This window comes from Rickettsiales endosymbiont of Trichoplax sp. H2, assembly GCF_009690945.1.
GTDB classification, from domain to species: Bacteria; Pseudomonadota; Alphaproteobacteria; order Rickettsiales; family Midichloriaceae; genus Aquirickettsia; species Aquirickettsia rohweri.
Genome location: NZ_NPHZ01000006.1, coordinates 32,603 through 52,466 on the forward strand (window position 1 = coordinate 32,603; position 19,864 = coordinate 52,466).

The window sequence follows — 19,864 nt, forward strand, 5'->3', positions numbered from 1 at the left end:
CCTCATTTTACAAAATCTAAAGCACCTGATGTGCTGCTTCTTAAATATTGCTCGTGCCTACCAGCTTTACCCATCGCACCCAGTACATGATCTAATTCTTGGTACAATGCATTTCTCTTATTTGCAAGTCTTCTTGATACATCTCTTAAATCTCTTTTGAGTGCCTCTATGTGGTGACTGCTTACTTGAACCTTTTCTAACTCCCCTAATCTTTGACTAACAAAATCTGTTACTTGTTCCATATACCGTATTACCATATCATAAGCGATAGCTTCTGAGAATTGCGTTATATTAATTACACCACTTCCTTTACTATATGCTATTTCTACTCCAATTATCTTCAGTATTGGTATTGATGTCATCTCTATCAGCCCTTGTTCCTTTCCATCAAGAGCTTCCCGATTTTTTATCTTACTTCTTATACTATCTAATAACTTATGTATCTTATCTACCCATCCATTATCATTTTTGTTAATTTTATACTGCACTTCCTTTACATCAAGACATTTATCTTCCTCATGCCCATCTGTACATTGATATACCATAGGTACTGTGGGAGTCGATATACCCCCTTCTTTTTCATCCCCAGAATACCTTCCTTTTTCTCCATACATAAATGCTTCTATTAAATCATTATTCCCCTTAGCTAATGAATCTTTTGTTTGTGGCTGCAACCTTGTATCTTCTCCTTTCGCTCCATCATCTCCTGTTTTACCACTTTTTCTATCTTGCTTCATTATTATTGTTCCCGTAATTGTCATGTATAATTCTGCTACTTCATTATCCATAACACTTCCAGCCTTACTCGATTTTATAGCTTTCCATACAAGATTGAATTCATCGCCTAAAACATCTTCAAAGCCAGCTTGCTGCTTTTTCTCCTTATTTCCTAATGTCTTTCCTCTCTCTCCCTCATTACCACATTTCATTCTTGCTTTTGAATAATCTGAGAACATGTTGCTAGTTGTTCCCATTCTGTTACATAAATATGCTGAATTAGTCTCATTAACTGGTAATACTCCACCTAAAAATGTTGCTGCTGCCTTGCAGTTATTTATATTAAAATTATTAATCTCTCTAGCTATATCCTGTAGCTTTTGTATTGTGTTATATACTTGAGGCACCATCGTCTGCATAGCCAAGTTAAATGCATAACCAGTTGCACCCTTTCCTATCTTTTTTAGCATCTCTACCAATTGCTTCATCTCTATAAATTGGAATGATCCCATAAATGCATCTATCCCTTCACAATCAGCCCTTAAATATGGTGCCTGCAAATGGAATGGAGTTAACGTCATTGACGGATTCCTTGCAACAACCCTACCACCATAATAATATCCAGCACTCTGGCTTCTATATGCAGCCGATCCAGTTGCATTTACATTGTAGCCCTGTTTTTCATAAAATTTACCCAGCTCATTTGCTATACCTGCTTTTGCAGTACCAGCTATTTGTACATTTAATACTATACCTATTATTATTGCTGATAATAATCTTCTACTCATTGACCAATTTACCGTTTTCTATTAAAAAATCTACCCTGTCTTCTATAGCATCTTGCGCTATATAACCATGGGCCAGTGGTATCACCTCATTATTCTTTGGATTAACTGCAACAAGTGTCGGCACTACTTTAATTCCTAGATTATCAGCTATCCCATTATCCATTCTCGCTTCTGGAAATTCTTCTACTAAAACACCATCTAAACTTATTGCCATCACTTCCCAATTATATTTTTTAGAGAAATATTTTACATCTTTTGCAAATGCTACACATTTAGGACAACTTCCCTCAAAGAAATATATTAATCCATGTGTTTTAGTTAGTTCCTTTATCTTATTTTGCTTAGCTATATTATTTGCAACTCTATGCATTCTTAAAGCTTCATGTGATGCTGGATTATCTAACTCAGAATTATATTCTGGATTCATAAAAATAAATCTCTTGAAATTATAGGCAAATTTCTCACTTATGTTCATTGCCTTATCTGTTGCATTCCTAAATTTCTTTATATTATCAAATGTTGGCTTCACTATAGCTTGGTGTAATTTTTTCTCAGTATATTTTGTAATTGCTTCTATCTCCTCTGTTGGCGTTAACTTTTTTTCTTCTACTTCCTTTTTGATCTTTTCTTTTTTCTCCTTTTCATACCAAAACCATCCCCTAGCTCTTTCATTATAAAATCCTGCATTTGCATATTCACTAATAAAAACTAAAGCCAAAAGTGTAAGTATTGATAATTTTATATTTTTCATCCCCATCATAATGCGCTCTTCTTATTTATTTGGCTTGTTTTTTTGTTGCAATATATTGAAAAAGTAAAATCACTTTTCTCCCCCCTACAACTATATCTCCTCTGCCATTTCCAACATTCTCTTTTTATTTCATGCACCTTACCATTTTTATCTGTAAGCTTCTTTACTGAAACACCCTCAACACATTTCTCTTCTGTTATACTGCAATTTGGATCTGCTCCATGACCCCCGCACTCTCTGTCTTCAGTTGTCATTTCTTCATAAGCCTTACAAAGCTCATCATTGCTTTCTGCATTACACTCTTCGTATATTCGCTCTGTAGCATTATATTTAGCATCTCCTGCCTGATTTAACTCTTTTTCTTCACTAAGCTTATGACCTACCACTTTTGTCTCTCCTCTTTTAGTATTTATCCCATATGGTCTCTTTTGCAATTTCATTGGCCTACTTTTTTCTTTATTTTTATACTGCTCTTCCTGCTTATCACCAGATTTTTTTTCATATAATTTCTCATCATCTACTATATCTGCATAATCTTCTGAAACTCTTCCTTTTTCGTATATCTGCTCCTCTCTTTTTCCATCTGCTTTAACTGCTTCTTTGATTGATTCAATTTCATTCACTACCATGTTTTTCGCATGCCCCATCGCATTTACCATATTCCCCATTTTTTAAAATGCTGCACTCTCCAACACTTGCGTTTCTAAAAACTCAAAACTTAATTTTGACCAATCCATATTCTCTAACTCCTCTACTGTAAACCCACTGCAGTCAGCTTCTTCTGGATCAGATGCAAACCACTTATCTCCTTCTATTTTTAAATTTGACCTATTTACCAAACCTTTAACCCTCGCTTGCTTATTTATCTCAAGTGCTAAGTTATTATCAAAGCAACAATATACTTTAAATTTTTTCCACCCTGATATAACCCCTAACGCCTTCTTCTTAAACATCCCCATATAGTTACATCTATCCTTATCTGCTGATAATAATTCTGCTAACTCTTTCTCCTCTGCACTGCATGTTGATAATTTTACACTTTCTGGCAGCCTTTTTTTCCTGTTATTATCACAGCAATTTACCGCTCCCCATGATTTCTTACCACATTTCTTTTTATCTCCCTTCCATATCTGCATTGTTGCTGGATCAAATCCACCACTTGACCTTAAATCTTTGAGTGATGCAAGTATAGAAGTGGCCTTTCCCATATCTTCATTTGGCTCATGACTCATATCAAAGCACTTACCATCTATACATCTAACTTGTTCATTACATTTTACTCTTTTTCTTAACTCCTCATCATCTTCCTTCTTAAATTTTGGTACTTTTATATATTTTTGTATTCTCTTTACTTTTGTTTCCTTACTACAACCATATTTTATCTCCTGATTTACTACCCAATCTCCATATTTATCTTTGTCTTCTACATCTTCTATTATACAGTTATTATCCGTTTCATATTGACTACAGCTCTTTACTGGATCTGCATATCCTTTGCATTTGTACATTTTCTTTCTTTTCCAACAATCTTTATGTATTTTGTCTCCATTTATAGTCCTAGTCTCTCCATCCTCTATGCAATCTATTCTATCTACCCAGCACTCACCACTAAAAGCTATATTACTCTTTATTATTATTACCATAATTATTAATATTTTATTTATTTTGCCTACCATAAACCCTACTTTGGACAATTTCCTTTCCATTCTCCATCTCCCCACTTTTTGCAGCAGTATTGCTCAGCCTCAAATACCACATTAACTTGACCAAGTTGAGCAAATACCAATTCTATCTCTATTTCATTCACTCCCTCTCTTAAATAATGCTTCACATCCTTACCTACATAATCATAATGATTAAACCCATTACTTGGATACAATCTCCAACATGGGCCACTACCTGCTCCACTGGATATTATTCTATCATTATCTCCGTCTCTATCTGATCCCCAATATCTTCTGGTTATATCTAGATAACTACCACCTAATGTATTATGTACTGTAACTCCATTTATCTTGACTAGGGCATAATCATCATACGAGATTTTATGTAGAATAAATTTTTTAACATTATTCAAATCCTTAATTCTCAACCTAGCACTTCTATGCTTCTTGTCACAACATGTCCGTGACCCACATCGAAAATGCCAGTCTTCTTCATTGCTTGAATCTGGAGTTCTACTTCCTAGCCTTAAATATGGATAAGTATAATCCCAATCAATACCTGTATCTACTGAACCCTCTTCTATTCCACCTGCATTATATCCACAATTAACTTTATTCAAACACCCCACTTCTTCTAAACTCTCCTCACAATAAAATGGTCCTTCTACATCTTTCTCACATGATCCTTCTGAATCCTCTATTTCTGTTTCCTCTTCTTCTTTTTCATATTCTTCAAGTATTACTTCATCTTTTTCTGCATTCCTATCCGATACCGCACAATCAGTACCTTCTATTTCTTCACCCCCTACTGTTTTTACTTTTGCATTTAATCTAACCATAGGATTTTTTGTTACTTCATTACTGATTACATTTAAATCCTTGTTTATCTCTGTATAGCTATTCTCTGCTAAATTCGTACCAGCATTGTTTTGTACATATGAAAAAGCCTCTGCTGCATTTTTTTCTGATTCACTCATCTCTTCGCCTGTTATGCCACCTTGAGCCACCCACTCTTCACCTTTCTTTTTTAATTCATAGGATTTGTAGTTCTGCTCCTTATTATGCTCTGCATCCTTTTTGATCTTTGACTGCTCATCCTTACATTTTTCATATTTATCCTTCTCTGCATCACTTAATTCTTTGCAATCAAAATAATAATTATTTATACTTTTTTCGACATTACTTATCTCCCCTTCTTTTAAATAACTCATTGCTTCATCTTTGTAAGGATTTATATAACTAAAATCATACTCCTTGCCATATGATTCCTTTATACTTAGTAAATTTATACTTACTATTATCATAACTACTATAAACCTCACCATTTCTCACCTTTTTGTAATAATTCCTTATCTGCTTCTGCTATCCCAATATTGCCAGCTATCTTATTATATTTTCCACTTTCACAGCTGCTTTCTTCAAAACAATTTAACTTTCCCTCTGATAACACAAAACTTGGCACTACCTTTATGTTAAACTCTTTAAATACTTCTGGATTTATTTCAGCACCTGCATTAGTTGCTTCCATCATAGGCTTTAAATATGCTATAGTTTTTTTATAACTTCCTTCTAGCAACCCTCTAAAAACAGGTAAATAACCTGTTACCACAGATTCTTTGAAATAGCTCTCTAGCACCTTACTCGGCATGCTAAATGATAAAAATACATATCTTCTCCCCTCTTTAACTCCTAATCTATTCCTTATATTCCCAGTTTTTCTTTTAAATTCTTTTATATCTCCAAATATATCGCTATGTTTATCTATTGCTGCTTTTTTTAACTTTTCTGCTTCACTACCCATTTGATCCGCATCCTTTTTATATTGATTAATCTTTGCACTGTTGATGCTTTTCTTAATCTCACTTACATCTTTTTCATATAACTTAACCTTCGCAATGAGTTGCTTATCTGCCATCTCTTTATTTAAATGCTCTAATCCTTCTGCACCTACCAATGATACTTGTAGTAGCATAAATATTATCGCCATAAATACTTTATTTCTTATCCTTTTAATTCTTTGCATTACTTACCACCTCCCGCAACAGCCATTGCTGCTAATTCTGTTATCAGCGTAAAACAACAATATCTCTTCCTCCAAACCAAATATCCAAAATCCTCACCATTCCCAGGCGTCTCCTTCCCAGCTCCCCATATAGCACTTGATCTACCAAATGGATTACAATCTAATTTATCACTTCTTTTTGTATTGGGTACTGGATAAGTCATCTGCAACTTATATTGTGTTTTCTTTATTTTTGGCGCATAGGTTTTTTCACAACTATCACTTACTGTATCCCATGCAAGTCCAACTCTATGCAATCTAGCAAGTAATCTTTCTACTATTAATGTGCTTGCCTGAACCCCACCCTGTGTATGCTCAATAGACCCACCAAATGGATATAAACTTCCATTGCATCCAGCACAATGGAATAACATATCTGATGAAAATCCCGTCGTTGCCTTTATACAATCAAATATACATGCTGTTTGTGCTATTGGATTGCCAAATAACGCTGCTTCTGGATTAAGTATCATGTTTAACTTGTCATTCCCCCAAAGTGGATCAAATTCACTCATATAAGCTATGTCTATTGACATCTGCTCCATGCAAATAAAATCTGCCAGTAATTCCAACCAATAAATAAGTGGGTATATATAGTAATGTACTTGATAAAAACTATGCTTCAGTGACTCATTTGCATTTTTCCTTGCAACCGTACCATGCTTCTTGCTACTCTTCATTATCTGAAATCCACCCAAACTCACCATACAATACGGTGTCCTGGTTACATCTGCTAAACGTACTGGCTCCCAAAATGATATCGCAAGACCTGGTAAAGACACTTTTACACCCATTCCAACATCCGTTGGACAAACACATATTATCTTACTCGGATTATCTGTATCTTGTCTACCTCCACTATATATAGAAGTGTTACCTATCTTAATGGGAAATATACAACTCCAGCATATGTCCTTTATTGGATTTACAAATTTTCCTACACATGGTTCTGCATTGACATTGGTTATATTTAATACTACAGTGATTCCTGTGATGAGTATTATTTTGCATACTTTTTCATATGCTTTTATTATTACAAATCTAATTAAATTTATAAGTGGAGATATTATCACCTCACTAATTCCTTTTATTCTCCACTTATAAATATCTATATTCTCTTTTTTATAAATTATGTTTTTTGATAGCTTTCTAGCTTCTTTTATGGTATAATCTTCACATGAATTATATTTTATATAACTACTTACTTTTTTATGAAAGACGAAGAGGTTACTATGCATTATAAAACTTTTGATACTCATAAATATATTAAAAGCCTTCAAGAAACTGGCTTTAATGAACAACAAGCTGAAATGCTCGTTAAATCCCTTCTTGAATCCAGAGACTTTGACCTCTCTATTCTCGCTACTCGTGAGCAGGTTTCTGATGTTAAGAAAGAAATTGCTCAACTCGACACTAAGTTGAGTAAAGAAATCTCTACTGCAAAGTACGATATCCTTAAATGGATCGTACCTATGTTTATTGCTCTCCTTATCGCTATTTTCTTTAAAAGATAACATACATATAATACTACACCAAAATTCCTGCCTTTTTTCTGAATAACTTTCTGTATTATAGCAAAAATATTTTACTAATATCATTGTAGCATCACCTCCTTCACCTTCAATTTTCTACCTTCTTGAACAACTAATGCTGGAACCGCTTTTATCTCAAGCTTCTTTATTATCACACCGTCTTGATCATAGTAAAAATCTAACTTGTATTTCTTTTCTAATTTGATAGGTGAGCCACCTGTTAATATTAGAATTGGCTTTTTAAAACTATTCTTGTATAAATCTATTGCAAATTCTAACTGTTCGCTATCCTCTCCATCAAAGAATATCAACTCACTATCCATATTCATTTGATCCAGTGGATTTATTACAGTTCCTGCTTTGTAATATACTTGCCCCTTATGATCCCTTAAATCATGCGGCTTTGATATGCTTGGATTATAATAATACTCTTTCTCTTCTTCTGCTCTTCCTATCCCTAGATTCTTTGGATTTTCTATTCTTTTTTTTATTTGTTCTTTGATTTTCTCATTATGCTTATCTAGCTCACCATTACTCTCCATCACCTTCAACTTATTTTTTATATCTTCAATTGGATCACTTTCTGATATCTCCCATACTCGACCTACTACTCCTAAATCCTTAGCATCTGCTGTTGATGTTAAATATATAAAAACTATTGCTATAAATATAGCTGCTATAATTATATAAATTAAATATATGTAATTTATACACCTATCAAAATCACATCTTTTCTCTTTTTTATTTTTATCCTTTTCCATAAACCCTCTCAGATACTTCTCTTATCGCATCTCCCATATCCATACCACTTGCAACTAAACTCTCTACCGCCTCAAATTCCTCTGCCTTACTCGAATATAATATTTTTGTATATGGATCTGCTATAAACCTGCCTACACTTGACCCACTCTCATGAATTATCATGAATTCTGAATATTTACCTTGCTGCGTCCTTATTGTCTCCATCACCCTCTGCGACGCTTCATCTATTTCGAACTTTCCTGCATTCTTTAACTGCTCTATCGACTCCTTCTTCTGCGCAAACATTATTAGCCAATCACTATTCATAAATACAGCTTTCGATCCATCATTCTTATAGAAATCCTCTAAATTTTGTGTTCCAGCTATCAATGACCCATTATATTTCCTTAAAGTCCTTGCTAGCTTATCCATAAACTCTGCTGTCTTTTTCCCTGTAAGCATATTCCATGCTTCATCAAATACTATGCTGCTTAAATATTTCCTATCCCCAAGTATTACTTTATTTGTAATCGTAACTATCAATATCTGTAATACTACAGCTTGAAGTGACGGCTTGTTCTTCAACTCCTCTAACTCAACTACACAATATCTTGAGTCTAAATTTATATTTGCCTTACCATTAAAATGTTTCCCATATACCCCATCTTCTGTGTAACTATATAACATTTCTCCAATCCTTTGGCATAAATCTCTATTCTCTTTTCTTGCTTTAAACCATCTTGCTATATCACCTATCCCTGCATTAACACCTTTTGCTTTCCATACTTCAATAAGCGCCTTTTCAATAAGTACATCTTCAAAATCATTAGTGCCTGCTTTAGGTGCTATCATCATCGATATTACTGGCTTCATTAAATCAAGTGAGTCACTTACTGCATCCTCTTTATTTGCATTTATCGTTGAGAATGGATTAAGTACTATATTTGATTTTGTACTAAATTCTAAATATTCTCCTTCAAACCTTTTTACCTGCTTCTCAAAACTTCTACCCATATCAAGTACATATACCCTTCCCCCCAAACTCAACGTACTTTTAGTAACTTCTTGCATAAAAAAACTCTTCCCCTTACCAGGACCACCTGCTATCGATACATTGAAATTCCCATCCTTATTGTCAAATGGATACCAATAAAATAATTGCCCCCTTCTTCCTGTAAGCATTATCCCTGGTGTGCTCGTACCCTTCCACTCCGCTTGTATCGGCATCATATTTACTGGCTCATATGATAATGCTGTCTTTGTTCTTTTTAAATAATGCATATCTCTGTAAGAACCTTCTCCCCACATCATTGGCCATGTACTTACTATACTTGGTAATCCTATATAATGATCTCTTTGCACTGACCACCCATTACCCTTATATATTAACTCTAACTTCGCTTCCGCCTTCGTCATTAACTCTTTTCTCTCAAGTAATACTACTTGATAATGTAATTTTACTAACCTCTCTCCCTTATCAAATTGATCTCTTACAAATCCCCATTCATCAGCTTCTTTTCTTAAACTTGGTATGATCTTTCCCAGTGGTGAGCCAGCTTGCGCCTCTACTCTTGATGCTTTTGCCAGCATCCCCGCTTTTAACCCCTTGCTATCACATATATGTACCCCCAATTGCGTCACAAATGGACATGGTAATTTTGCCACTTCTCTTATTGCATCCCCCATCATCTTACCCATTCCATTTATACTCCATGTCCTTGGAAACTTAATCACACTATAACTTCTAATCTCTTGCTCGTTATTAATTAACACCCCCTCATCACTAATTTCGTATAAATTACTCCTATCTACTATTTGCTCACCAATCGGCTCATATTTATTCCATTCCTTCTCTGAACTTTCTATCCCCTTATAACCATTCATGTACTCATCTAAAAATCTTATTAATTCAGTTGGAGCCATTACCCTAACTGTACTACCTGCTGTTTCAAATACTGACGATACTTGCTCTTTAATCTCACATGCCTCAAGTATATCTAACTCATCTGGCTTTGCGTTTTCCTTACTTACTGATATTATTAATTTGAAATCTCTTAATGCCTGCTGCTCATCTTGCTTTAATCCTAAACTTTTTAAATAATTTGCTCTTCCCTTATTCAATTCTCTGATTACTTCACTACCACAATCCTTATTATTTTCTTTTTCCCACTTCTCTATTCGATCATTTATTTTTGGCGTTGCTGCCATTAATATTTGAATATTATATCCAGGCAACATTATACTTTGAAATAATGAGGCAAATTCATTCTCCATTGCCTTGGTAAGTCCTGTAAATATTGATACCTCAAAAACACATCCCAGTGATCTGCTATTTATATAGATTTCTTTTTCCTCATCATAACTCTCATATGGCATTAAATCACTAATACTGTCCCATTTTAATATTCTCCTTCCTGTAACACCACTCATTTCTCCTATTGGGCTACCAAATACCTCATCTATTTTATTTTTAAGCGCATTAATCATTACCAATCCTCTTTGACTTGATTTGCACTGCTTTCAACTTCCTCCCATCTCCCTTTTTCTACCACCATATGAACATATGTCTCTTCTATATAACTACCTGAATTATCCTCAAACCCACTCATCCATATCTTTACTGTTTTTTCTGGTATCCTTATAATATCTTGGCTCAAGCTTTTACTAGGTGCATCATTAAATGCTAATCTTTTGCTATTTCCCTTTGTATCTTCTGACCCCTTGCCTTTTATCTTTTTTTCATAATTATCTTCTATCTCCCCCTTATTTATTGCTTCATTTACTTTTGTAATAGATTTGCAACCCATACCCTCTCCCGCTGGACAATCTATTATCCTCTTATTCTTTGCACTGCAACCTGATAATATTACTATTGCTGCAATCAATATTATTTGTTTTTTAATCATTTTCAGACTCCTTTTCTAATGCTATTCTTTTTTTCTCTATTTCCTTTCTTACTTTTATTGTCCCTATTGTAGCTCCTTCCGTAAATACTATATCTACTGTTCTACCTGATGCCACAAGCACCACTGGACTTATTGATTCAGCTCTATCTATATAATATTTTGATAATCTATCCATTGAACTGCCAGCTCCTTGCGTCAGTCCATCCTTAAATTTATCACCAATCCCCTGCCTCTCTGTAAGTAACGTATTTACTCCACCTAAACTACCTGGTACTATATTCCTTCCTGGATTAAGTACTCCAGCTACTCCCTGTAAAACTCCACCTATCATGCTTTTTGCTAAATATCCTCGCCCTTTTTCAATAACTTCACCTTTTACTCCAGCTCTACCATCCTCACCTGCTATATATCCTGCAACCTCTGTTTCAATTACTTCTCCTGTTTCTCTTTCTATACATGATAAATTTTCTAGCCTTGCATAAACCCTCTCACTGCTTATATCTCCATGACCACTGGCAACTATATGGCAATCCTTTAAATCACTTTTAAATCTTCTGGGTAATGTCCCCATATCTACTATCCTTACCAATATCGGCTTTGGATCACTTGTTGCACTAAGTGCAGTTGAAGCATCTACCCCACTTAACAAAACTGCTTTTGCAAATGCTCCAGGCGGTATCGTATCCTCTATATGTTTTAATTTCTCTTTATCTCCCTTAGACTCAAGAGTTACTTTCATTACTTCATAACTTTTTGCCTGCCCCTTATCTTTACTCATTTGCATTTTAGTTAATTTTGCTACCATGTCAGTAAGCACGTCTATCTGCTGTTGCATTACTTCATTGCTATTTGTTTGTACTGCTTCACTATCCTTTTTTATAATTTTATTTAAATCATTCCTTATATCTAAAAGCCCTTCATTAAATTCCTTAATTTGCTTATCCTGCTCACCTACCTTGTTGTTTACAGTATATCTCCAAACTTGCTGCTCATCTACCATGTTAGCTGCTGTCTCTATTTCTGTCTTTGTTGCCTTGGCTTCCTTTGGCTCTGTATTATCTACTTTTGCATTTTTTCCAAAACTCACTATACCACTTATAAATAATATCCCCATTAATAAGCCTATCGCAGTGAGTGCAGTTATTAATTGCTGCGCTAATATCGGTAATTTTTTATAATATTCTGCTATCTTTTTCATTTTTAGTTCTTAATTATATATATTTTACTTAACGATCTTTTATTCACTAAAACTGACTTCTCTATCACTACAGCTCTAGTCTCCTTATCACTAAAGTTTCTCTCCTTACCTTTTAAATTAAGTACTTCATCTTGACAGTTCATGATCTCCCATACTTCAACTTTATAACCTTCTATATTTAATTCTTTTAAAAGCTCTGTCTCATATCTTGCCTTTAATTCTTTCTTGCCAACTTTTTTCTCATTGCATGCCATAGTTTTACTTGCAAGCTTCCTCACTTCTTTATCTGACATTACTCCTTCTACTACCATACTTATCTCTTCATGCACCCTATGTTTAGCTCCTTTTAATTTTACTTCCTCGCTTTTTGGAACTTCTATAATTATTGACTGACCAGATATTTTTTCTTTTATTCTTAATTTCAAATCCTGTGATTTACCATTCTCCGTAATCAATGATAAAAATATATTTTTTATATCCTTGTCTTTTACTCTTATATAAACTTGCCCTGTTATCGAATCTGTTTTTATCTCATATAATTCTTCATTTACTCCCATTATCTCCTTTACTCTATCTCCCTCTATCATTATCTTATTCGGTTCTTCCCTTGATATATTACCACTCATTACATCATATTTATTAATTCGATATTTCTGTGCAGCTTTTGCACTACTCATTATTCCTGTTACTATTATTATTGCTGCTATTATTTTTTTCATAACTTTACTCTTTTTTATTTTCCCTTTTAAATTCTTTGACCAACATTATACCACTTGCATACCCAAATCTTATTGTAACTTTCTCTTCCTTTTCAGATACCCTTTGTCCCGCTACATATTTTATTAATGTCCCTATTACTTTAGCTTGTAAGTTCTGCTCATCTACTATAATTTTCTTGACCACATAATCTGTAGTTAAATTATATTTCCTTAACTTTTTCTCCTCTTTTATTAGCTCATTTTCTAATATATTATGATACTCAGGTGATACATATCTTAGCACTATATCTCTTTTATACTTACTGTTATCTGCTGTCACATCTAGTAATAACTCACTAAAATATCTAGCCATTTCTTCTAAATATGAGCTACTCATTAGCTCCCCTTGCACCCACACACTCTGCTTCAAATACGCAGGTATTATTACCGTCTTCTCTCTTGCCTTAAGTACACTTAAACTCAATAGTACATTTGCTACCAGCAGCACTATACATACTATTACAGCAACATTCCTCTGATTATAATATTTATTAGTTACTTTTTTTTGATATACAGCTTCCATTATCCGATATACCTCCTTTTTGTAGACGATATCTGTATCCTTAATCGCTTATGCATCCCTGGAAAATATCTGTACATCCCATGTACCAATATTCTTCCCCCTAACATCGTCTTGCACTGCTTCATTCCTATACAACTAACTAACCCTATTATCGTACCACTACCAGGAAAACCAAATAACAGTCCCGCAAAAAATGGAAGTAATAATGCCATCGCCTCATCCATCGTAAAAAATGCTACTCTTGACGGCGCGTCCAAATATATAAGTATTATGTTTCTATTGTACATCTCTAGTTGAATAATTCATTTACATAACCAAAGAATACATTCGCATATGCGATTATCAGTCCACCTAAGACTAGTACTCCTTTATTAAATCCATTAAACACTGAATATATTATACATCCTATACCCACCACATTTAATGTGATCTTTAAACCATCTCCCTGCACTTCATTTTTTACCTTAGTACTTAAATCTCCTAAATTTGTTATTGGCTGTATATCAGCACTTGCTAATTCTGGAAATATTGAAATACCTATAAGACCTACCCCTAATGCTATAAATATATGGCTTTTTGTGACTTTCTTGCTTACTGCTTTTATTTTTTTTATTATTTTTTTCATAATTATCCTTATTTATTTTTGTTATTTTAATTTTGTATTTTTATAATTCTTCATGTACCACACATATTTCCTCCATTTTTATTTCTAGGTTTTGATTGAATTTTAAAAGTAATTCCTCATTACTCAACACATGATCTCCGTCTTTTCTATAATTAGTACAATAATCACTGTCAGCTCTATCTATACACTTCAGCTGAGCATTTACAGTTTCAGCTATAATCTTAATTTTATTTTTTTCTTGTAGCATTTTATCTACACTCCCTTGGCATCTTTTGCTTATTTTATCTAACACCATATCTTTTTGTAACCTAATCTCAGCTTTATTCTCTATATTGAATCCTAGCACCTCTATCAACTCCCTTACTTTACCAAGTTCTCCTTTTTCTCCTTTAATTACTTTCATCTTATAAACTTGTGCAATTTTTATTGTGTTTTCTATCGCAGACATTTTATTGTTGCTATAAGCTTCAGATAATTCCTTAAGATTTACTAGCTCTCCTTTTAATATCTTCACTACCTTCTTCTCTAAATCTTCCTCTATAAAGCTAACTGTAGACTTAATATCTTCGTAAGTTATTCCTAATTTTAACCACCCTGCTATCAATTCTATTAGTTGCTTCACCTCATTTATTGATTCTTTTTTTATTTCACTTAATTTAAATCCTATCAAATCTACTAAATCACTTAAATTGACCTCACCTGCCACCAGTCTATGCTCTTTTTGTATTAACCCCTTAGTTTCCAACTTTATTCCTAAATCAATACTCATATTTATAACTTCTTCAAATCTATTATCATTCATCGCTTCTATCTCTATTCCCCCATCCTTCAAACCTTTAACCGCCACTTTAATTTCTTCAGCACTTACCTCAGAAGCCTCTTTATTTATTAATTTACAAATTAATTTGATTTTATTTATATCACTCTTTCTTAAATCAATGATTTTCTTCTCACTTCCAACATTTACACTACTCGAGCTTTCGTAATATGCTTTGATTTTAGCCGATATCTCTTCTAACTTCTTCCTTATTAAGCTTTCCTCACTTGTAAACCAACCGCCACTTTCTTTTTTCATCCCAAGTTGATTTATCCCATACATTACTGTCTCTATACTTCCCTCACTCACTTCTTTGATTTCTATCTCAAGACTATCTAAAATTATCTTTGCTTTTTCTATCTCTCCTTCAGAAACCTCATATAACTCCTTACCAATATATCCTTTTATGATAATTTTTAGCTTAGCTATTATTTTTTCATTAATTTGCCTATTAGGATACGTCCTATTATCTTCTATACCAAGTGCATCTCCAATTTTCTTTACCTTTGTTGCTATTTTTTCGTATATACTATAATCCTCTATTATCACTCCTTTTTTAACATTTCCAAAAGCCTCTTTATATAAATTTACCTTAGACCCCTCTTCATATGCGTTTTTATAAATACTTCCAAAAATCTCCTTGCTGAATTTTATTATGTTTTCATTATGCTTCTTTTCTTTTTCATCGCTCGTATTATACCTGTAACCAATTTCATCCAAAAATCCTTTCAATTTATACACATTGTTTTTGCTGACTCCATCTGGAATTTCACCAGATTGCACCATAAACTCCCTAACTCCTTCTAATTCTTTTTCACTACAATTAGATATAAACTTTTTACTAGTGATTTCCTTTGCAAGCGCAACTGCATACACTATTACACTCGCTTTTGCTTCTCTAAAACTTGTACCTATTAATTTCGAGGCATCTAAGGTTAATGCCTTTAGTTTTTCTAGCTCATTTATTTCTAACCCTACCCTCTCTCCATTTATTAAATCTTTTATTTTACTAATGTCTTCTCTGCTTCTTACATCTACCCCAAGTAACTTAACTACTTCTCCAACTCTATCTATTTTACTTTCTTTTTTATAGTCCCTGTCAACAGTTTTGCAAAAATCTATTAAACCGCCTATATCACTATCTTCACTGATCTTTTCTATCCCCAAACTTTCCATTTCTGATATTTTGCTTTTTATATGAAGTGTTGTTTTATCCCCTATTGATAACCCAAACTCTTTAAAAATCTCTATTATCTTTTTTACCAAATCATCACTCAGCTTTGTAATTTCTATTTTAAACTTATTAACTATCAACTTTAATTTTTTAACCGCCTCTTTATCATAGATTTTTTCCTCAGTAACCCCAAGACCCATTGATAATTTTTGATAATTATTCATTCCTACTGATATTCCACTATTGAATTTTATTTCATAACTTTTAATGAAATCTACAAATCCTTCTATATCAAATTTCCCCAACTCCTTTATAGGGTTATCTCTTATATTATCTATTTCATTTAATATCTTATCTTCAATTTTAGATAAATCATTAATGCCAAGCTCATTATAAAATGATTTTAGCTTATCTATATCTGATTCTTTTAATTCATGGTTTATTCCATGTATAATTAATATTTTCTTTATGTATTTTGCCTTTGCAATTACCTTTTCATCAAATATATCCCTACCACATATAGCTTCATCTGCTTTCATTAACTCCAGCATTTTACCAATGCATTCTAAATCCTTTGCAGTTCTTTCTTTTAATTCACCTATTGTCTCTTTAATTAAATATTCAGCTCTTTCAAAATGACTTTCTTCTAAATCTTCACTTAAATCTATTTTTAGTACCTGGCTATATAACAATTCTATAATATTCTTTTTTGCAGCACCTAAACCTTGTAGCACCCTGTTATTTATATATTCTTGTAATTTCATTTTAATCCTTATAAATTATATTTTTATATGACTCTGACAAAGCATTGATAATTAATTTTGTACTGCTTCCCATAGGAAATGCCGTCGCTATATAAAGTATTGCATTAAATCTAATTTTTTTGGTAATCACTGCTATTTACTAATATATCAGCCGCCTTTATTATCTCTTCTTTGATTTCTTCTTTTTCGCTAAAAGTTATTTTAACCTCATTATTCACATCTTTCTTAGTACATTCTGATCTTGATTTTACAAAGTCCCATCTTTTATCTGGAATACCCATAAAACTTATCTTTTTTACTCCTTGATTCGCATATAAGCCTAAAAACCCTCTTATGCCTATTTGACTATATTTTTCCCTTATTGCTCTCTTATCGCTCTTATTTAAATCTTTTATATTTTTATTATGATTTTTGTTATATTTATCCCATACTAATTTATAAGCATCTGCCATTGCTTGCTTTACTTCCCTCTCCTCACCCTTGTACATCTTTACCTCTTTTTTATATTCACCTATTGCATCTAGTCCCTTATTTAATTTTTCTTTAACTCCCTTCTCATCAATTAAACCCTCTCCATATTCAAGGGATATTGCACATAAGTTTTCATAGGCTGTTCCTCTTTTTTTTGCTTCTTGCTCTATTTCTTTAATACTCACCCCACAACTGCAATTTTTCTCCCCAATATTTACCATGCTTTTATATTTTATTTCAGCACGTGCTTGCACTATATCTCTCGTATATATTCCTATAGCTAATGTTAATATGATTAATATTTTTTTATAATTCTTTTTCATATTAACTTTCTCGATCTTTACCATTTTCTACTTTTTATATATTAAACTTATTTCACCACTATTATCTATATACAGATAATCCATATATTTGCCCTTATTTAACGATCCTCTTAACTGCACTTTTTTACCAACACAAAGCTTCTGTTTATTTTCTTCTAAATATTGATGTAACTTCTTCCCAGTCACTACAATTTCACACTCAACTCCATCGTCTTCCTTAATATTCATCCAACTAAATCCAGACATATCATTACTTACTTTACTTGCAATACATGGACCACTTAAAATTAGTCCCCTCACTATTACGTTTTCTTGATATATTACTTTCTCTTGTTCATATATTTGTACAGTATTCATATTGACCTCGTATTTAATTAATTATTTTTCTTTACGCGCTTCTCTTGGTGCACCACTCACTTTAGTCTCAACCTGTAAATTACCATGCTTTATAATTTTGGTAGTTGTGTTGCAAGTTGTTAAACTTCCCATTCCTAATGCTAGAACAATGATTGCTAGGTATCTTTTTATTTGCTTTATCATTTTTATTCACTCCTAATCATTTGTTTTGTTTACTAAATTGACAAACTGTATAGTAGTATGTATTAATATTTATAACTTATGCTATATAGTAACTTAATTACAATTTATTAAATTAACTTTGTAATCTACATTACAAATTATTAAATGATATGTCAATTATAAATAAAAAATTTGTTGCAAGAAATTTAAAATTCTTTATGGCTAAAAATGAGATTAATATCCCCTCTTTAGCCTCTAATGCTGGATTAAGTAGGTATCTAATAGAAAATGTATTATATGCCAGAGCCTGTAAAAAAGAGGTGTTAGAAAAGATATCAAATGCTTTAAATATTGATATTAATGATTTAATTATAGAAAATATAGAAGATAAAAAATACAGAGACTTTAATATCTCTATTTATTCTGAAATAACTAGATCAGTAGAATCAGTCACTAAAAAATATAATATTGCAATTAATAAAGCTTGTATGGAAGGTATTATATATAGTTTATATACTAATTACAAAGATATTAAAAATTTAGACGAAGCTGTTAAGGGAATTGTACTTTATTTGTACAATAATAATAAAAATATGTCTTAACTTAACTAAGTAATATACTTCATTAATTCATTCCCTTTAATCAAACTATATAAAAATCTATTATTAATTGCTTTTGCTTTGAAAATTATTTTCTGTAAATTATCAACATTATTCATATCTTTTAAAAGATATAGAAATCTATTTCCATTTTTAATATCATTGATATATTTCTTACAATTATTAACCTGTTCTAAACATTGTAATTGTGCATCTATTGATAATTTATCTGATAATAATAATATATAAGTCTCACCTTTCTCATTAATTAATAAATAACTACCTAATGTATCCAATAGATAAACTTCTACAATAAATTTTTCTAAAATAATATTATTAATGATATCTTGATATATACTATTCATTAAAATCGTATCACCACTACTAGAGCTATTAATAATATCGATTATAGATTTACTCTTATTATAAAAATACTGATTACCCCCTTTTTTTATTTCATCAATCAACAAATATGTTGGGTCTGATTTTTTCACAAATGCGTTAATATATCCTTTGTTAAACGAATCTATTGCTATTTTTTCATCTGCTACTCCAGTATATAGAATTTTATATACATCTTTATCCTTTATACTATTTAAAACCTCTAAGCCATCCCCATCAGGTAAACTATAATCTGATATCACTACTGATACATTTTTATATTTCTCTTTATCATCTTTTAATTGACATATTTTTAACATATTGATATTTACCTTTATATCATTATTCATTTCTGTATTTACTATTTCAGAAAATATTTTTGGATAATTATATATTGGTAATTGAGATAAAAATACTTCTGCTTCTTGAAAAGAAGTAAAATATTGTGTATTTTTAAATGAAAAACTTAAGGCAGCTTTTAAAGACTGTATTTCTCTTAAATTATCTTCAACTACTACTATTTTACAAGGATATTTATAACAAAACATTTT

22 protein-coding genes are annotated in these 19,864 nt (G+C 32.2%); 2 read left to right on the forward strand and 20 right to left on the reverse strand.

Annotated elements, in window-relative coordinates; translation table 11 throughout:
• Window positions 1-2 precede the first annotated feature (2 nt).
• The 7 genes from h2es_RS06210 to traU are packed head-to-tail and all read right to left on the reverse strand — an operon-like array spanning window position 3 to window position 7,220.
• Entirely contained in the window at window positions 3-1,505 is a 1,503-nt protein-coding gene (locus h2es_RS06210) for a conjugal transfer protein TraH (protein WP_154512380.1), read from the reverse strand.
• A complete protein-coding gene (locus h2es_RS06215; protein ID WP_195909990.1) occupies window positions 1,498-2,256 on the reverse strand; it encodes a conjugal transfer protein TraF in 759 nt (252 codons plus the stop codon). The genes h2es_RS06210 and h2es_RS06215 overlap by 8 nt, the downstream gene beginning before the upstream one ends.
• A gap of 5 nt (window positions 2,257-2,261) precedes the next feature.
• The gene (locus tag h2es_RS06220) at window positions 2,262-2,924 is read right to left on the reverse strand and encodes a hypothetical protein (RefSeq protein WP_154512384.1); all 663 of its coding nucleotides are present in this window, start codon (window positions 2,922-2,924) and stop codon (window positions 2,262-2,264) included.
• 3 nt (window positions 2,925-2,927) lie between these two features.
• Window positions 2,928-3,962 (reverse strand): conjugal transfer protein TraN, encoded by a 1,035-nt coding sequence (gene traN, locus h2es_RS06225; protein WP_154512386.1) that lies wholly within the window; start codon window positions 3,960-3,962, stop codon window positions 2,928-2,930.
• Complete coding sequence (locus h2es_RS06230) at window positions 3,938-5,224, reverse strand: hypothetical protein (protein ID WP_230204279.1); 1,287 nt, start codon at window positions 5,222-5,224, stop codon at window positions 3,938-3,940. The genes traN and h2es_RS06230 overlap by 25 nt, the downstream gene beginning before the upstream one ends.
• Before the next feature lie 14 nt (window positions 5,225-5,238).
• Window positions 5,239-5,943 (reverse strand): type-F conjugative transfer system pilin assembly protein TrbC, encoded by a 705-nt coding sequence (gene trbC / locus h2es_RS06235; protein WP_154512390.1) that lies wholly within the window; start codon window positions 5,941-5,943, stop codon window positions 5,239-5,241.
• On the reverse strand, window positions 5,943-7,220 hold the full coding sequence (traU, locus tag h2es_RS06240) for a conjugal transfer pilus assembly protein TraU (protein WP_154512392.1): 1,278 nt from the start codon (window positions 7,218-7,220) through the stop codon (window positions 5,943-5,945). The genes trbC and traU overlap by 1 nt, the downstream gene beginning before the upstream one ends.
• Here traU and h2es_RS06245 point away from each other — a divergent pair.
• Window positions 7,215-7,496, forward strand: a complete 282-nt coding sequence (locus h2es_RS06245) for a CCDC90 family protein (RefSeq protein WP_154512394.1) — start codon at window positions 7,215-7,217, stop codon at window positions 7,494-7,496. The genes traU and h2es_RS06245 overlap by 6 nt on opposite strands.
• Window positions 7,497-7,576: 80 nt before the next feature.
• Here h2es_RS06245 and traW read toward each other — a convergent pair whose 3' ends face one another.
• From traW to h2es_RS06305, 12 genes are all read right to left on the reverse strand, one after another.
• Window positions 7,577-8,275, reverse strand: a complete 699-nt coding sequence (gene traW, locus h2es_RS06250; RefSeq protein WP_154512396.1) for a type-F conjugative transfer system protein TraW — start codon at window positions 8,273-8,275, stop codon at window positions 7,577-7,579.
• Window positions 8,262-10,742 carry a type IV secretion system protein TraC gene (traC, locus tag h2es_RS06255; protein ID WP_154512399.1) on the reverse strand — a complete coding sequence of 827 codons (2,481 nt, stop codon included), beginning with the start codon at window positions 10,740-10,742 and terminating at the stop codon, window positions 8,262-8,264. The genes traW and traC overlap by 14 nt, the downstream gene beginning before the upstream one ends.
• The gene (locus tag h2es_RS06260) at window positions 10,742-11,161 is read right to left on the reverse strand and encodes a TraV family lipoprotein (protein ID WP_154512401.1); all 420 of its coding nucleotides are present in this window, start codon (window positions 11,159-11,161) and stop codon (window positions 10,742-10,744) included. The genes traC and h2es_RS06260 overlap by 1 nt, the downstream gene beginning before the upstream one ends.
• Window positions 11,154-12,359 carry a TraB/VirB10 family protein gene (locus h2es_RS06265; protein WP_154512403.1) on the reverse strand — a complete coding sequence of 402 codons (1,206 nt, stop codon included), beginning with the start codon at window positions 12,357-12,359 and terminating at the stop codon, window positions 11,154-11,156. Before h2es_RS06265 ends, h2es_RS06260 begins: the two co-directional genes overlap by 8 nt.
• A gap of 2 nt (window positions 12,360-12,361) precedes the next feature.
• The gene (locus tag h2es_RS06270) at window positions 12,362-13,078 is read right to left on the reverse strand and encodes a TraK domain-containing protein (RefSeq protein ID WP_154512405.1); all 717 of its coding nucleotides are present in this window, start codon (window positions 13,076-13,078) and stop codon (window positions 12,362-12,364) included.
• 4 nt (window positions 13,079-13,082) lie between these two features.
• Window positions 13,083-13,640 (reverse strand): type IV conjugative transfer system protein TraE, encoded by a 558-nt coding sequence (gene traE, locus h2es_RS06275; protein WP_154512407.1) that lies wholly within the window; start codon window positions 13,638-13,640, stop codon window positions 13,083-13,085.
• A complete protein-coding gene (gene traL / locus h2es_RS07955) occupies window positions 13,640-13,927 on the reverse strand; it encodes a type IV conjugative transfer system protein TraL (protein ID WP_154512409.1) in 288 nt (95 codons plus the stop codon). Before traL ends, traE begins: the two co-directional genes overlap by 1 nt.
• 2 nt (window positions 13,928-13,929) lie before the next feature.
• Complete coding sequence (locus h2es_RS06285) at window positions 13,930-14,265, reverse strand: hypothetical protein (protein ID WP_154512411.1); 336 nt, start codon at window positions 14,263-14,265, stop codon at window positions 13,930-13,932.
• Window positions 14,266-14,305: 40 nt separating this feature from the next.
• Entirely contained in the window at window positions 14,306-17,020 is a 2,715-nt protein-coding gene (locus h2es_RS06290) for a hypothetical protein (RefSeq protein ID WP_154512413.1), read from the reverse strand.
• A gap of 110 nt (window positions 17,021-17,130) precedes the next feature.
• Entirely contained in the window at window positions 17,131-17,814 is a 684-nt protein-coding gene (locus h2es_RS06295; RefSeq protein ID WP_154512415.1) for a hypothetical protein, read from the reverse strand.
• Window positions 17,815-17,841: 27 nt separating this feature from the next.
• Window positions 17,842-18,171, reverse strand: coding sequence for a hypothetical protein (locus tag h2es_RS06300; RefSeq protein ID WP_154512417.1), 330 nt, complete (start codon window positions 18,169-18,171; stop codon window positions 17,842-17,844).
• Window positions 18,172-18,192: 21 nt separating this feature from the next.
• Entirely contained in the window at window positions 18,193-18,354 is a 162-nt protein-coding gene (locus h2es_RS06305; protein WP_154512419.1) for a hypothetical protein, read from the reverse strand.
• 149 nt (window positions 18,355-18,503) lie between these two features.
• Here h2es_RS06305 and h2es_RS06310 point away from each other — a divergent pair, with 149 nt between their 5' ends.
• A complete protein-coding gene (locus tag h2es_RS06310) occupies window positions 18,504-18,935 on the forward strand; it encodes a helix-turn-helix domain-containing protein (RefSeq protein ID WP_154512421.1) in 432 nt (143 codons plus the stop codon).
• A gap of 5 nt (window positions 18,936-18,940) precedes the next feature.
• Here h2es_RS06310 and h2es_RS06315 read toward each other — a convergent pair whose 3' ends face one another.
• Window positions 18,941-19,861, reverse strand: coding sequence for a response regulator (locus tag h2es_RS06315; protein ID WP_154512423.1), 921 nt, complete (start codon window positions 19,859-19,861; stop codon window positions 18,941-18,943).
• Window positions 19,862-19,864: the final 3 nt, after the last annotated feature.

Excerpts from the sequence above, each read along its gene's own strand:
- h2es_RS06245 (WP_154512394.1), top strand. The coding sequence starts at position 7,215 with ATGCATTATAAAACTTTTGATACTCATAAATATATTAAAAGCCTTCAA.
- traE (WP_154512407.1), bottom strand. The coding sequence starts at position 13,640 with ATGGAAGCTGTATATCAAAAAAAAGTAACTAATAAATATTATAATCAG.
- traC (WP_154512399.1), bottom strand. The coding sequence starts at position 10,742 with ATGATTAATGCGCTTAAAAATAAAATAGATGAGGTATTTGGTAGCCCA.
- h2es_RS06270 (WP_154512405.1), bottom strand. The coding sequence starts at position 13,078 with ATGAAAAAAATAATAGCAGCAATAATAATAGTAACAGGAATAATGAGT.
- h2es_RS06285 (WP_154512411.1), bottom strand. The coding sequence starts at position 14,265 with ATGAAAAAAATAATAAAAAAAATAAAAGCAGTAAGCAAGAAAGTCACA.
- h2es_RS06265 (WP_154512403.1), bottom strand. The coding sequence starts at position 12,359 with ATGAAAAAGATAGCAGAATATTATAAAAAATTACCGATATTAGCGCAG.
- h2es_RS06300 (WP_154512417.1), bottom strand. The coding sequence starts at position 18,171 with ATGAATACTGTACAAATATATGAACAAGAGAAAGTAATATATCAAGAA.
- traW (WP_154512396.1), bottom strand. The coding sequence starts at position 8,275 with ATGGAAAAGGATAAAAATAAAAAAGAGAAAAGATGTGATTTTGATAGG.
- h2es_RS06290 (WP_154512413.1), bottom strand. The coding sequence starts at position 17,020 with ATGAAATTACAAGAATATATAAATAACAGGGTGCTACAAGGTTTAGGT.
- h2es_RS06295 (WP_154512415.1), bottom strand. The coding sequence starts at position 17,814 with ATGAAAAAGAATTATAAAAAAATATTAATCATATTAACATTAGCTATA.
- h2es_RS06260 (WP_154512401.1), bottom strand. The coding sequence starts at position 11,161 with ATGATTAAAAAACAAATAATATTGATTGCAGCAATAGTAATATTATCA.
- h2es_RS06310 (WP_154512421.1), top strand. The coding sequence starts at position 18,504 with ATGTCAATTATAAATAAAAAATTTGTTGCAAGAAATTTAAAATTCTTT.
- h2es_RS06215 (WP_195909990.1), bottom strand. The coding sequence starts at position 2,256 with ATGAAAAATATAAAATTATCAATACTTACACTTTTGGCTTTAGTTTTT.
- traN (WP_154512386.1), bottom strand. The coding sequence starts at position 3,962 with ATGGAAAGGAAATTGTCCAAAGTAGGGTTTATGGTAGGCAAAATAAAT.
- h2es_RS06230 (WP_230204279.1), bottom strand. The coding sequence starts at position 5,224 with ATGATAATAGTAAGTATAAATTTACTAAGTATAAAGGAATCATATGGC.
- trbC (WP_154512390.1), bottom strand. The coding sequence starts at position 5,943 with ATGCAAAGAATTAAAAGGATAAGAAATAAAGTATTTATGGCGATAATA.
- h2es_RS06315 (WP_154512423.1), bottom strand. The coding sequence starts at position 19,861 with ATGTTTTGTTATAAATATCCTTGTAAAATAGTAGTAGTTGAAGATAAT.
- h2es_RS06220 (WP_154512384.1), bottom strand. The coding sequence starts at position 2,924 with ATGGGGAATATGGTAAATGCGATGGGGCATGCGAAAAACATGGTAGTG.
- traL (WP_154512409.1), bottom strand. The coding sequence starts at position 13,927 with ATGTACAATAGAAACATAATACTTATATATTTGGACGCGCCGTCAAGA.
- traU (WP_154512392.1), bottom strand. The coding sequence starts at position 7,220 with ATGCATAGTAACCTCTTCGTCTTTCATAAAAAAGTAAGTAGTTATATA.
- h2es_RS06210 (WP_154512380.1), bottom strand. The coding sequence starts at position 1,505 with ATGAGTAGAAGATTATTATCAGCAATAATAATAGGTATAGTATTAAAT.
- h2es_RS06305 (WP_154512419.1), bottom strand. The coding sequence starts at position 18,354 with ATGATAAAGCAAATAAAAAGATACCTAGCAATCATTGTTCTAGCATTA.